This window comes from Bacillus sp. EB106-07-01-XG149 (assembly GCF_058791555.1).
In genome coordinates this window covers 398,660-411,781 of the sequence record NZ_JBYTDP010000005.1, presented here as the reverse complement: position 1 = coordinate 411,781, position 13,122 = coordinate 398,660, and the positions used below count along the sequence as shown (strand labels likewise).

Genomic DNA, 13,122 nt, shown 5'->3' with positions numbered 1-13,122 from the left:
ATTTTTTACGACAAAAGAAAAGACCTCCTTAACGATTTTATTCCATCGCTAAAAAGGTCTTTCTCTATTCTTACTAAAAACTTAGCACTCTTCTGGCTTACCAGCATTCGTCGCTGTACGGAAAGATGATCCACATCCGCATGATGCGATTGCGTTTGGATTGTCGATTGTGAATCCGCCGCCAAGCATAGATTGTTTATAATCAATTTTTACTCCTTTAACAATTGGAGCACTTTCTGTATCGATAACAAATTCAACACCGAAAAACTCAAGAACTGTGTCGTCTTCTTTTGGTTCTACTTCAAATCCTAAGCCGTAAGAAAGGCCAGTACATCCGCCGCCATGTACAGCAAGGCGCACGTACTTCTCTCCATCTTCAGCATCTTTTAACATATCTTTAATTTGAAAAGCTGCTTGTTCTGTTACTTCAATCATGAAATACACATCCTTTCTGTTCTCATTCTATTATACATCTTTACGCTTCTATCTTGTACTCATACACTCCGCGGCAAATTACTTCCGCTGGTCCTTTCATTAACACATTGCCTTCTTCTGTCCATGCAATCATTAAATCGCCACCAGCTAAATGAACTATAATTTCCTTACCACGTTCCATTTTCCCATTTAAAATAGAGGCTACAACTGCAGCACACGCCCCTGTTCCACAAGCTTGTGTTACACCAGATCCACGTTCCCAAACGCGGAAGTTCATCTCTGCATCATTCAAAATCTCGATGAATTCAACATTTACTCGCTCTGGGAACATTTCATGTGTCTCCAAGACTGGACCAAGTGTTGTAAGAGGCGCTTGTTCTACATCATCAACAAAAATAACCGCATGCGGATTCCCCATTGAAACAGCTGTAAATGCATAGCGATGATTATTGTATAAGAAGTTTTCACGAATAAATGGTGTTTCACCTTCACCAAGCATCGGTATTTCTGCACGTGTTAAACGCGGTGCTCCCATATCGATTTTCGCTAATGTAACTTTCCCTTCTTCTACCGTTACTTCCGCTGTTACAATACCAGCTAACGTTTCAATTGTGAAAACTGTTTCTTCTACTAGTTTATGCTCATACGCATATTTTGCTACGCAGCGTAAACCGTTTCCACAGCTCTTTCCTTCTGAACCATCATTATTAAACATGCGCATTTTCACCGGAGCTACGTCAGATGGACAAATTAAAATCATTCCATCTGCTCCAATACCAGTATTAATATTTGAAACCTTTTCCGCCACAAGAACTAAATCTTCTTCAGGAATTTGTTCTTCAAACATATTTACATATATATAACTATTGCCAAGACCATGCATTTTTGTAAAAGAAAATTGGCTCATTTGTATTCACTCCAAAAATAGTTTGTTATTTTAAGTATAAAATGCACGCTTTTAGAACACAATATGAATGTCCCCCGTTTCTCATATTTGACAACATTTGGCGATAAGCCATTCTTGCACAAATTGTGTAAGAAAAAAGCCCTTTTACAAGGGCCTTTTTTTATTTATATACAATATTATCCTCCCCCGCGAAAGAAAATTTTATCTAATAGAAAAAGAAAAAGGTGCTGCTGATTGCAACACCTTAAAACATTGGATTTTCATCCAAATAATCATATACATTATTGACCAATTCTTCTACTGTAGCACCTTGTACTACTTCACCATTTACAAGTGCAAACGGTCCTTCAAAACAAATGCCACAATATCCTAAACAACCATACTCCATTACATCTAAATTCGGGTCTTTTTCTAATTTCTCTAAAGCTGCTTGTGAGCCACTCGCAAGATTACCTACACAAAATTCAATTAATGGTTTAATCAAAATTCTCCCCCCTGTACTACAAAACAAATTACCTTCTGACTCTATCTATTAAGAAGAAAACTAAGCTGTCTCTTGTTGTTTTCGTTATACATTCTAAACTATTTAGTTACTTCACTATTTCACTTCAAAGTAGATGGTCTTATTTTATATAACATGCTACTCACAATGAAATAGTAACTAAAAAGGAAAAACAGTTTACTTTACTTTTCTTCTTATTGTACAACAGAGTATTCATTCATGCATTGTTATTTGTTCACAAATTCGATATAATTTGATTGAGTAAAGTCGAAATATTTTATTAATATAAAATTGTATGATTAGGGGATATTTCAACAGAAAAGGGGTAATCCATCATGAAACACCTCGTAATACTAGGTGGCGGCTACGGTGGAATGAGAATTCTGCAGCGGCTACTTCCAAGCAACCAACTTCCAGATGATGTACAAGTGACATTAATCGACAAAGTACCATATCATTGCTTCAAAACTGAATATTATGCATTAGTTGCGGGTACTATTTCAGAAACACATATTCGTATACCGTTTCCCGAGCACCCACGCCTCAATATTCAATACGGCACAATAACAAATATTGATCTCGAAGAAAAAGCTGTTCATCTTGATGGCGGCGAAGCGATCCCATATGATGATTTAATTATCGGTCTTGGCTGTGAGGATAAATATCATAACGTTCCTGGGGCGAAGGAATATACACATAGCCTACAATCGATTGAACAAACACGTAAGACATATGAACAATTAAATAGTCTAGAACCAAACGCAACAGTAGCTGTCGTTGGCGCTGGATTAAGTGGCGTTGAAGTTGCAAGTGAACTTCGCGAAAGCCGTTCTGATTTAAAAATTCACTTATTTGATCGAAAAGATAGAATTCTATTCCCATATCCAGAGAAATTAAGTAGATACGTAGAAGAATGGTTCGTAAAACATAAGGTTACTATTATACGAAACTCTAACATTACAAAAGTAGAACCAAATATTGTGTACAACCACGATGAACCACTTGAATGTGATGCAATCGTCTGGACAGCTGGTATTCAAGCAAATGAAGTTGTTCGAAACCTTCCAGTTGAACAAGATGGTAGCGGACGGGTTGTTTTAACAAAATATCACAATATTCCAAATAATGAGCACGTGTATGTTGTAGGAGATTGCGCAGCACTTCCACACGCTCCATCTGCACAACTTGCTGAAGGTCAAGGAGAGCAAATTGTCCAAATATTATTAAAACGTTGGAATAATGAGCCACTTCCTGACGAACTACCTGTAATTAAATTAAAAGGTGTTCTCGGCTCTCTTGGTAAGAAGCACGGCTTCGGTTTACTTGCAAACCAACCATTAATGGGACGTGTACCGAGATTATTAAAATCCGGTCTTCTTTGGATGTACAAATATCATAAAGGTTAATACTTTACAGGCTGTCTACTAAGTAGGCAGCCTCTTTTATGACTTAAAATACAATTATCAGACACATCTTTCTCAATATGAATGATGATTTATTTTTCATTTTTATATTAAAAACTATTGATAAACAGTGTATGCTATTTATAAGTTGTTTTATTATTTCCTTTAAGACCGAAGTCATTCGGTCTTATTTTTTATGTTGTAAATACTTTTACAGGAGGTATTCCATTTCACTTATGAACTTAACGAAACTAAACGATCGAATAGAAGCGAAGAAGAAAGAATTGATCTATCTCGTTGAAAAGTACGGATTCACTCATGATAAAGTAATTTCTTTCAGCCAAGAATTAGATCGTTTACTTAACTTATTAATAAAACTCAAGACGAAGAAAAAACGTTGCTCTTTATAACCGTTTTACAATCTTTTTTGATACGATATAACTAGAATCAGAAAGGAGCCATCTATGTTTATATTAAAAGACGTTACATATAAAGATATACTACACATTCCTTATTTACAGATTCAAAAAGAAAAAATCACATGTATTATCGGTGAGAGTGGGAGCGGAAAAAGTACATTGCTTCGCATGCTAAATGATTTACAATCTCCAACATCCGGTACAATTGAATACAACGGAAAGCTGATTTCTGATTATCCTCCAATTCAATTACGACGTGACGTAGTCATGCTTGGGCAAACGCCACCTATTTTTGATGGAACGATTAAAGACAATCTATTAATGGGACTTCGTCTTTCTGAAAAATCATTTCCAAATGATGATATTTTGCGAGGCGCACTAACGACTGTTAGCTTAGAAAAAAATTTAGAAGACAACGCCGATTCATTATCAGGCGGAGAAAAACAACGACTTGCTTTTGCACGTATCGTACTTATGGATCCACCTGTTTATTTATTAGATGAACCAACCTCGGCACTAGATAGCGATACAGAACGTCGCGTTATGAAACAATTTACTATGCTAGCAAGAGAAAAGAAAAAAACAGTTATCTTCATTACACACTCACAACAACTTCCAGAAGAAATTGCAGACGATATTATTGAAATTAGCAAAACAAACGGTGCAACTAGAAAGGAAGTGCTCTCAGTTGAAGGGCGTTATTGAACTCCAAATTTGGCAACTTGCCGCTGCATATATTTTTATTCTTATTTTAATTGGACTTGTAAAATTAAAAGGGATTCCGCGTGAAAAACAAATTGCGCTCGCAACATTCCGTATGACGATTCAGCTCGTACTTGTTGCCTATGTCCTTACATACGTATTTGAAAATAGTAATCCATTTTATACAATTGCTCTCATTACTTCTATTACTACCTTTGCAATTTTTAATATTTATAAACGGGTTAACATCCCGATGTCTAAAGACTTAAAACGAGTAGCCGCTCTTTCCATGGTTGCCGGATCAATTGGGCCACTTCTACTATTTATCTTTGTTATTATCGGGCATGATCCTTGGTATGCTCCGCAATATATCGTTCCTATTACGGGAATGTTAGTTGGAAATGCAATGACAGGTGTTTCTCTCGGTGCAAATACGTTCTTAAATAATATGAAATCGCAAAGAGGTCAAATTGAAGGAGCACTTATGCTCGGTGCAACACCGAAAGAAGCAACTGCTCCGCTCATACGCGACGCTTTTGACTCTGCTATTTTGCCAACAATCAACTCCATGGTCGGAATGGGAATTATAAGCCTACCAGGCATGATGACAGGACAAATCTTAGCCGGTGTATCACCTTTTACAGCTATTCAATATCAAATCGCCATCATACTCGGTATTTCTGGGAGTACTGCCTTTGCTGTCATTATCTTTTTACAGCTTGGATATAAAACATTCTTTAATAAACGGTGTCAGTTAAAAGAGATTGACTATGGCGCGCGGTAAATGTTGCACTATTCACGGTAAATAAAATTATATCGACTTACCGATAAAAAATGACAATAAAAAAGAGGAGGCTAATCGCCTCCTCTTTTTTATTACGCCTTCTTAACGAACTGTGATTTTAACTTCATAGCTCCGAAACCGTCGATTTTGCAATCAATATCGTGATCGCCATCAACTAGACGGATACTCTTTACTTTCGTACCGATTTTCACAACTGAAGAAGTTCCTTTTACTTTTAAATCTTTAATGACAGTAACAGCATCGCCGTCTTGAAGAACATTTCCGTTCGCATCTTTTACAACTTTTGCACCATCATTATTTTCAGCTTCTGCTTCTTGGCCCCACTCATGAGCACACTCAGGACATACGAAAAGAACGCCATCCTCATACGTATATTCTGAATTACATTTTGGACAATTTGGTAAAGTAGCCATAAATTCATTTCCTCCGTTCATTATTTATACGTAAAAATCAAAATTGATGTTTACATCTCGATAAATAAAATTTGTACAGCATTTCTTTATAGTGCCATAGTCTTACGTTATTGACAACCCTACCTCAAATTCTCATTTTTTATTGTATTTTACAAATTTTCAATTCGTGTGGTGTTTCCAATAAAAAAAGAAGAACCTTCACAAGATTCTTCTTTTCAAACTGAACGAGTTGTGACTAGAACCCCCAACCATTTTCTTCAATGTAAAATTGATACTCTTCTAACTCTTCTTCACTTAACTTCTTATTATTCTCATATACTTCTTTCCATTCAAAATAGTCTTCAATGAAGTAAACAGCAAATTTAATTTTCACGTTTTTCTTCTCTGCATAATCATAACCAGTAAACTCTACTACGTCATAATCTTTTTCTTTCTTCACAAACTTCCAAGTTGGATTATCCGTCATAATCTCTAAAGTAACACCTTCACTACTTGAGCGAACGACATTTTTTATATTTGATAATAAAAATGTTTCACATGAAACTATCTATATTTCGTATTACCTTACCTCTACACAGTACATGTAAATCCATTTCTACAAAATACGAAAGACGCCCTTTTCAAAAAGGCGTCTTTTTACAGTTGAAAATTTACTAATATAAAAAATGCATTATTTAATAAATGAATTCCCCATAGGACGAGTAAGTTATTTGTTTTCTTATACGTATAAGCTAAACATATACCGCCACCAAAAATATATAAAACACTACCTACTGTAAGGGGATGACCTAAAGTAAATATAGAAGCACTTATAACGGCACTACTAAGTGTAGAAAAGCGCCGAGATAATTTCATAAAAAACATACCTCGGAATACAAGCTCTTCCCAAATCGGTGCGAAAATTGTGAGTACAACTACGTATAAAATGATTTCACTTATCGTAGGCTCTATTACTAGATTAGATTCATCCACACCAAGCCCATGTGGTAAAACTAAATTTAATACCGCAAGATATATAAGCAGTACGATCATCGTCATTACTATCGTTGCATAATGCTTAAAATTATTGAACTGTATTGATTTCACTAACTGTAAACAATGATTCCTCGCTGGTGAATATATTGAAATAATAGTAAGAAATGTTAAAGGCGGAATAAGATGATCTACATACCATGGATATAAGGAAGAGTCATATACAAGGTTCAAAAAACCCACTCCATACATTACCCCAAAAATAATTATTATCATACTAATTACTTCGAGCATACTCATTACTACATTCTTTTCTTCATATGTAGCTAATTCTGTATTCATCCTACCCCCTCCAGTATAATTAAACCTTTTAATCCATTATATACCAATATTAACACAAAAACAGACGATACCATCTACTGTATCGTCTGTTTTTCCCTACCAGTTCTCTCTACACGTTTCAATTAAATGTAGTAAGTACTTCCTCGTCATATCTGCCCTTCTCCACCTTGAGAGCATTCGCTTTTCTTTTGGATTCTGTCGTATTCTCGCTACTTCTTTTAATAAAAGCTCCCATTCTTCCCCTGAACGTTCTAACAAGTATTGCAATCCTCTATCTTTTGAAACGATTGTTTTATGATCCAGTGTATATAAAATACGTCCCATTGTAACGACAGCTGATTCTACCCACTCTTCTATAAAAAATAAATATGGTTGCTTCGCTTTTTCACTCCAGTACTGTTCTACGTTGTATTTCATCGTATTTACTACATCATCCCACCTTATTTGAAATGAAAGATCTTCAGCTTCTTTCCCGGTAACTGTAATACCTTGATTTTTTAACGTCCACCATGTGACCGCATTAATATCCCAATGACCTATATTCGCTTTACCATCTGCACAATACACGTACTCATTCATTTCATCATTGTATTTCCCTAAATCAGCAAGCGGAATATACATACCATCCATTCTTTTACCTAACGTACTCTCACTAAGTTTCTTATGAAGTTCTACAAGTTGCTGTTTTTCAGCTTCATTCACAGAATCACTTATTACTGTAACAAAATCAACATCGCTCGTTTCTGCATGAAATGCACCGAGTGCGATGGAGCCGTAAATATATACTCCGACTATTTTTTCGTCTAAAAAAATTTCTTTTAATTCTACTGTGTACTGCTCCATTAACTGTTGTACTTCCGGTGGTAACGCATGCTTCACTCCATTTTTCACATCTATCCCTCCAATAAAAAAGAGCCTTTGCGAATTCGCAAAGGCTTCCTGCTTTATAAATATTTCTCGATTTCTTCGTAAACATCCTTCAAACGAGGATTTCCTTCTCCAACAACTTCTCCATTTACAAGAACGACCGGATAAAATAAATCTTCCTCCACTACGCGCTCTGCGAATGCTTTTTTATCTTCATCTTCTTGTTCTTCTTGAAAGTCAATATACTCGAAATTAAATTTATTTTCTTGTCCTTCATATTTACGACCAATTGCTGCTTGTAACCACTCAAACGTTTCTGTTGAAGATGGCATTCCAACGCAGCTCGCACAAATTACTTTCGTCCCATACACTTGCACATTAACCATTTCTTCTCCCCCACTTCTTGTTTTAACAGTATATTCAGATGTCTTATTACATAAGCACATCATTTTACAAACTTATTCCCTACCCCTATACTGAAAAAACACGTTGTAAACATGATAAAAAATTTCGACATTAAAACAAGAACAGAAAAAATAGATTTTCCCCTCTATCTTGATTATAATAAAACTGATGAAAGGAGTCGATAAAAATGGAAAACCCACATATGCAAGAACAAGTATTAGAAGTATTAGATAAATTACGTCCATTCTTACTTCGCGATGGCGGAGACGTTGAATTAGTAGACATTGAAGAAGGTATCGTAAAATTACGCCTTATGGGTGCTTGCGGAAGCTGCCCAAGTTCTACAATCACACTAAAAGCTGGTATCGAACGCGCATTACTAGAAGAAGTACCAGGCGTTATTGAAGTAGAACAAGTATTTTAATTAAAAGCGGAAGCGGCTCGTTCAAAATGTGAGGAGGATGGAGCTTCTGACATAGAGGCGCTTTTTGCCTCGGCGGAAGAAGCGAAGCCACCGAACATTTTAGCCGCTGGAGCTAGATATTAATCTAAAAGCGGAAGCGGCTCGTTCAGAATCGCTTCCTAAAAAGAGACCCAAATGGGTCTCTTTTTTTATTTAAATAATACTTCCCCTTTAACATCATAAAACAAAATTGGAAATCCTTCTCAAAAAATGAGATAATTAATAATATAGAATCGTTCACACATATAAAAGTAAAAAACATAGGGGGACGACACATGCCAAGAATGGGAAACACTTTTTTAACAATTCAAGAACTAGAAAAGAAAAAAGAGTATTTATTAGACCTTTCATCCGTTATACCAACATGGAATGCGAGTTATCAATTTTTATTTAAAGAAATCCAGCAAGAATTATTGAGTAAAGTAAATGAAAAAATCGAAAGACATCAATTCATTTTAAATATATGTGCAGATCAACAGGTAGGGGCATAATGTATTACATACAATTGTGATATATAAAAAAGAGACCTCAATCGGTCTCTTTTTTATATTTTAAGATAGCCAATCTAATTTCCTAATACCTAACTTATCAACTGGTAAACGAAGTGATCCATAAAAGTGCTTCATAAATTGCTCAGAGCGGTTCACATCGTGTAAAATGGCTTCTAAGCGATCTCTATATATACTTTTTTGTTCTTCGTTTCCCGTTTGGTAATATCGTTCGACTGTTTCAAAATAGTGAAGTGGAAACAGGAGCCTTGCAAATAATAGGCGCCAACCAAACGAAGATAGCGAATAATTCCGTTCATAATCTGTAACAAATTGAACGATTGTTTGCTCCCAGTCTTTCTTTTTTTCTATCATCATATAGCGGATTAATTCTGCCATATCTCGAGTTGGGTGATCATACACCCAATCAAAAGGGAGTTTGAGGCGCTTCGTTTGATGCCATAATAAAGGTGTGAATCGTTCTTGGCAAATTGTTGCTGCATCAGTCATTTGCGGTGTATCATCCATCTCTGTATCGACAACATATTGAATTGCATTTTCTGCAACTCCTAAGTAATACGGGAAGGATTCAATAAACAATTGATCGAATACGTCTGTAGGGTGGTTCATCACTTGTGATTGCCAAAACTTTTCTAATTGGTCGAGTCTTTTTTCCCATAACGCTTTCCATTCACCAATGCGGCTTAATTGCTCGATTTCTTCTGGAAAGAATGCGCCTCGTTTATGGAATATAGAAAGCTCACTTCCTAATGATGTAGCATGTCGTTCTAACGCACGCATACCTTTTAATAAGCAGTAATTTTGTTCTTCTATCTCACATACATAGTAGCCGTGTATAGTCGGAACGAAAGTCGCTACAGTTATATCCCCTTGCTGGTTCATATAGTCACTGAGCTTTTTCATCTCTACAAGTACTTCTTCCTCCATTTCTCCAATTGGAACAAGTACATAAATTTTGTTGCGAATCCAAAAGCTTTTATAGGGGCCAAGGGGGATTAATTCTTTAACATGCATGTGATAATGCTCATAAATATGATGAATCATCGCAGTCGCCACCTATGGTTTTTCTTTATATATATGAGCTTGTGCTCGCCTTTCATTCCTATGCACATGATAAAGCAACGAAACGTATACAAATACTAAAAAGAAAAAAAGGTGATAAACATGAAAGAATCAAATCAACTACAAGAAAGAGCATTACAACTATTACAAGAGCGCGGTGTAACAATTGACGATATTGCTGAGCTTGTTCATTTTCTTCAAAAAAAATATCATCCAAATTTAGAGATGTCAGAATGCCGTTATAACGTTGAGCGTGTATTATCAAAACGTGAAGTACAAAACGCACTGATTACTGGTATCGAACTCGATGTTCTTGCTGAAAAAGGAATGTTAAGTGAGCCGTTACAAGATATCGTAAAACGTGATGAAGGCTTATACGGAATTGATGAAGTGATCGCACTTTCTATCGTTAATGTGTACGGCTCTATCGGTTTCACGAACTTTGGATATATCGATAAATTAAAACCTGGTATTTTAGAATTCTTAAATGATAAATCATCTGGAAAGGTACACACATTCCTTGATGATATCGTTGGCGGAATCGCTGCCGCTGCTTCAAGCCGTTTAGCGCACAGAGCTGAGCATTCGGAATAATAAAATATGAAAGACCGTCAGTTTCATACTGACGGTCTTTCATATTCCATGAGCATAAATTCTCTTCCGCGACTCAGAAAAATAGGACCTTGCTGAAAACCTAAGTTTTTATATAGCGTAATCGCTCTTGTATTAAATGTCGCTACACTAAGTCGAAACGTCTTCGGCTTATATTCTTTCGCTGCAAAAGCTATCCCAGCTTGAAAAAATATGTTCCCCAGCCCTTTCCCTGTTAACGCTGGCTTCATGCCAAGTCCGATATCAATTACATCTTCTCCACCATATAAATGAGCATCTCTTCCCCCTGGTACTTGTGCATTTTCCCCAAAACAAAAATAGCCAATAAACTCTCCCTTGTCGTCACAACAGCCATAATACGTCCCATCTAATAATTCTTCTATTGCTTCTTCCTCTCCTGAAAAATTATACAAATCATAAGGTTCTTCATACGTCCACGTATTTATCTCATTTGCTTCTTCTACCGTTAACTTATGTATATCCATCCTTCTCTCTCCTAATCAAATATTCTATATATACTCATTCATTTTCCGCGCCTCATTTCCCTCTAATCGGAATATGCATAATTACATACGCACACCTATGAAACAAATGGTACAATTTATTTGAATCGCTGTTGCTACACTTCTTGATCAAAGAAAAGGCGTTAAAACGGATATTAGCGCCTTATCAAACTCAAGCAATTGGCACATTTTGTCATCATGAAAGACACTCGAAAGAGTGTCTTTTTTTTATACCTCACAAGGACTTACTCATTTCAACATATAAACACATAAAATAATGTAACTTTTTACATGCATGAACCCTTTTCTCAAAGTTTTGAAGTAGACTCAAAATAAAAAAAGCACTCTTGGCTAGAGTGCTTTTTACTTTCAAATAAGGAGGTTACATAATATGGATAGTACTCTCGTATTTAATTTCGGCATTGGTATTGTCATCATTTTATTTGTTTTCTTTGTTCTTTGTATGAGTGGGGTATAGAAAGACGATTTTTGCCGTCTTTTTATACATATGTATCATTTGACTTCCGCAAAAGAAGTAACCATAATTGTTACATAAATAAAAAACTATTCACATATCCACAAATAGGAGGCAGAACAATGAAACATGTAATCGTTTATGCACACCCAAATACAGAAAGCTTCAACCATGCGATTTTAGAAACGGTAAAAAGTGAATTAGAAGAAAAAGGTCATGAAGTACGCGTTAGCGATCTATACGAATTAAACTTCAATCCAGTATTAGGCGCTTCCGATTTCATCTCATTTTCTCAAGGAAATACACCAGAAGATATTAAAGAAGAGCAAGAGCATATCGCTTGGGCTGATAGCATTACATTCATTTATCCAGTTTGGTGGGCGGGACTTCCTGCTATTTTAAAAGGATACGTTGACCGTGTATTTAGCCATGGCTTCGCTTATGCTTACGGTGAAAATGGTATTGAAAAGTTATTAAGCGGTAAAAAAGGATTATTATTATCCACAATGGGAAATTCAAAAGAAGCATACACAGCAGGCGGTATGTTTGACGCAATGAAGAAAACAGCGGATGTTGGTATTTTTGAATTTACAGGCATTGAAACAATTGAGCATACATTCTATACGAGTGTCCCTTCTGTGGATGATAATGTGCGTAAACAATATCTTGAAGAAGTGAAAGATGTTGTGAATCGTGCATTCTAATAAAAAAACTCCGGTTGTTAAAACCGGAGTTTTTTTATTTCATCATTAATTTCGGAATATATCTTTGAAGAATACTTTCTAATTCATTCATATCTTCCTGTCTAATAAGTAAATTCACATTGTCATTCATTTTTTCTCGCCCGCGATATAAAAATATATTTTCTTTTGGATTTTCCCATGTTGATGTTTTATAGCCTTTTAATTCTTCGTATGAATAAAAGTTTAATCCGTCTACTACACCTTTTTCATATATTTGTACACTTTTAATAAGATGAACAGCTATTAAAGTCATAAAACAACTTGCTACAACATAACTACCCGACTGAATAAGAAACTGTTCAGCTGTATCAATATCGCCACTTACGTACTGAGCGTATATATACATACATTGTCCAATGAAATATGCTGGCCCAAGTAATGCAATCCAACGTCTCTTCACTCGTGGATATGTTGCAATAAGTTTTCCTGCACTTTTTTTCATTTCATTTATTTTATATATCTTCCATAGAACAAAAAATAAAACACATAATGTAAAAACAAACATAATACATGACATCCAGTACACTCTGATTCCCTCCCCTCGATATCATTACATATGAATTTTACATTTTATATAACAATA

Annotated in this window: 18 protein-coding genes and 1 pseudogene; 8 read left to right on the top strand and 11 right to left on the bottom strand. The window is 35.6% G+C overall.

The genetic code is table 11. The features are described from left to right. Positions 1 to 81 precede the first annotated feature (81 nt). The 3 genes from AC3WTA_RS21855 to AC3WTA_RS21845 all read right to left on the bottom strand — a co-directional run bounded on the left by AC3WTA_RS21855 (position 82) and on the right by AC3WTA_RS21845 (position 1,826). The gene (locus tag AC3WTA_RS21855) at positions 82 to 435 is read right to left on the bottom strand and encodes a HesB/IscA family protein (protein ID WP_000573830.1); all 354 of its coding nucleotides are present in this window, start codon (positions 433 to 435) and stop codon (positions 82 to 84) included. Positions 436 to 475: 40 nt separating this feature from the next. Continuing rightward, complete coding sequence (gene dapF, locus AC3WTA_RS21850; protein WP_000077410.1) at positions 476 to 1,342, bottom strand: diaminopimelate epimerase; 867 nt, start codon at positions 1,340 to 1,342, stop codon at positions 476 to 478. Positions 1,343 to 1,586: 244 nt separating this feature from the next. Continuing rightward, positions 1,587 to 1,826, bottom strand: coding sequence for a YuzB family protein (locus tag AC3WTA_RS21845; RefSeq protein ID WP_000595025.1), 240 nt, complete (start codon positions 1,824 to 1,826; stop codon positions 1,587 to 1,589). Between the two features lie 353 nt (positions 1,827 to 2,179). Here AC3WTA_RS21845 and AC3WTA_RS21840 point away from each other — a divergent pair, with 353 nt between their 5' ends. From AC3WTA_RS21840 to AC3WTA_RS21825, 4 genes are all read left to right on the top strand, one after another. Next, positions 2,180 to 3,250, top strand: a complete 1,071-nt coding sequence (locus tag AC3WTA_RS21840; RefSeq protein WP_000682062.1) for an NAD(P)/FAD-dependent oxidoreductase — start codon at positions 2,180 to 2,182, stop codon at positions 3,248 to 3,250. Positions 3,251 to 3,483: 233 nt separating this feature from the next. Beyond that, positions 3,484 to 3,657: an aspartyl-phosphate phosphatase Spo0E family protein gene (locus tag AC3WTA_RS21835; RefSeq protein ID WP_001054621.1), complete on the top strand. Its 174-nt coding sequence runs from the start codon at positions 3,484 to 3,486 to the stop codon at positions 3,655 to 3,657. A 54-nt stretch (positions 3,658 to 3,711) separates the two neighbouring features. Further along, positions 3,712 to 4,371: an ABC transporter ATP-binding protein gene (locus tag AC3WTA_RS21830; protein ID WP_000470282.1), complete on the top strand. Its 660-nt coding sequence runs from the start codon at positions 3,712 to 3,714 to the stop codon at positions 4,369 to 4,371. Continuing rightward, entirely contained in the window at positions 4,355 to 5,152 is a 798-nt protein-coding gene (locus AC3WTA_RS21825) for an ABC transporter permease (protein WP_000679243.1), read from the top strand. The genes AC3WTA_RS21830 and AC3WTA_RS21825 overlap by 17 nt, the downstream gene beginning before the upstream one ends. A 92-nt stretch (positions 5,153 to 5,244) precedes the next feature. On the opposite strand, the gene phnA is transcribed toward AC3WTA_RS21825, so the two are convergent. From phnA to AC3WTA_RS21800, 5 genes and pseudogenes are all read right to left on the bottom strand, one after another. Then, positions 5,245 to 5,586, bottom strand: coding sequence for an alkylphosphonate utilization operon protein PhnA (gene phnA / locus AC3WTA_RS21820; RefSeq protein ID WP_000212737.1), 342 nt, complete (start codon positions 5,584 to 5,586; stop codon positions 5,245 to 5,247). A gap of 235 nt (positions 5,587 to 5,821) precedes the next feature. Next, a pseudogene (locus AC3WTA_RS21815) lies at positions 5,822 to 6,103 on the bottom strand (DUF2628 domain-containing protein); the annotation flags it as partial. Between the two features lie 119 nt (positions 6,104 to 6,222). Further along, positions 6,223 to 6,900, bottom strand: coding sequence for a CPBP family intramembrane glutamic endopeptidase (locus AC3WTA_RS21810; RefSeq protein WP_492333024.1), 678 nt, complete (start codon positions 6,898 to 6,900; stop codon positions 6,223 to 6,225). Between the two features lie 96 nt (positions 6,901 to 6,996). Next, entirely contained in the window at positions 6,997 to 7,791 is a 795-nt protein-coding gene (locus AC3WTA_RS21805) for a nucleotidyltransferase domain-containing protein (RefSeq protein ID WP_000788483.1), read from the bottom strand. 53 nt (positions 7,792 to 7,844) lie between these two features. Continuing rightward, positions 7,845 to 8,153, bottom strand: a complete 309-nt coding sequence (locus tag AC3WTA_RS21800; protein ID WP_000248591.1) for a YuzD family protein — start codon at positions 8,151 to 8,153, stop codon at positions 7,845 to 7,847. 206 nt (positions 8,154 to 8,359) lie between these two features. Here AC3WTA_RS21800 and AC3WTA_RS21795 point away from each other — a divergent pair, with 206 nt between their 5' ends. Both AC3WTA_RS21795 and AC3WTA_RS21790 read left to right on the top strand, forming a co-directional pair. Continuing rightward, on the top strand, positions 8,360 to 8,596 hold the full coding sequence (locus AC3WTA_RS21795) for a NifU family protein (protein ID WP_000431159.1): 237 nt from the start codon (positions 8,360 to 8,362) through the stop codon (positions 8,594 to 8,596). 314 nt (positions 8,597 to 8,910) lie between these two features. Beyond that, positions 8,911 to 9,126, top strand: a complete 216-nt coding sequence (locus AC3WTA_RS21790; protein ID WP_001137788.1) for a hypothetical protein — start codon at positions 8,911 to 8,913, stop codon at positions 9,124 to 9,126. A gap of 60 nt (positions 9,127 to 9,186) precedes the next feature. On the opposite strand, the gene yutH is transcribed toward AC3WTA_RS21790, so the two are convergent. Beyond that, positions 9,187 to 10,188 carry a spore coat putative kinase YutH gene (yutH, locus tag AC3WTA_RS21785; RefSeq protein WP_000581260.1) on the bottom strand — a complete coding sequence of 334 codons (1,002 nt, stop codon included), beginning with the start codon at positions 10,186 to 10,188 and terminating at the stop codon, positions 9,187 to 9,189. 120 nt (positions 10,189 to 10,308) lie between these two features. Here yutH and AC3WTA_RS21780 point away from each other — a divergent pair, with 120 nt between their 5' ends. Beyond that, on the top strand, positions 10,309 to 10,800 hold the full coding sequence (locus AC3WTA_RS21780; protein ID WP_000665100.1) for a phosphatidylglycerophosphatase A family protein: 492 nt from the start codon (positions 10,309 to 10,311) through the stop codon (positions 10,798 to 10,800). Between the two features lie 23 nt (positions 10,801 to 10,823). Here the strand turns inward: AC3WTA_RS21780 and AC3WTA_RS21775 are convergent, their stop codons facing one another. Continuing rightward, a complete protein-coding gene (locus AC3WTA_RS21775) occupies positions 10,824 to 11,303 on the bottom strand; it encodes a GNAT family N-acetyltransferase (RefSeq protein WP_000351167.1) in 480 nt (159 codons plus the stop codon). A 615-nt stretch (positions 11,304 to 11,918) separates the two neighbouring features. Here AC3WTA_RS21775 and AC3WTA_RS21770 point away from each other — a divergent pair. Then, entirely contained in the window at positions 11,919 to 12,500 is a 582-nt protein-coding gene (locus AC3WTA_RS21770) for an NAD(P)H-dependent oxidoreductase (protein WP_492333023.1), read from the top strand. A gap of 34 nt (positions 12,501 to 12,534) precedes the next feature. Here AC3WTA_RS21770 and AC3WTA_RS21765 read toward each other — a convergent pair whose 3' ends face one another. Continuing rightward, a complete protein-coding gene (locus tag AC3WTA_RS21765; RefSeq protein WP_000289899.1) occupies positions 12,535 to 13,065 on the bottom strand; it encodes a DUF5673 domain-containing protein in 531 nt (176 codons plus the stop codon). Between the last annotated feature and the right edge of the window lie 57 nt (positions 13,066 to 13,122).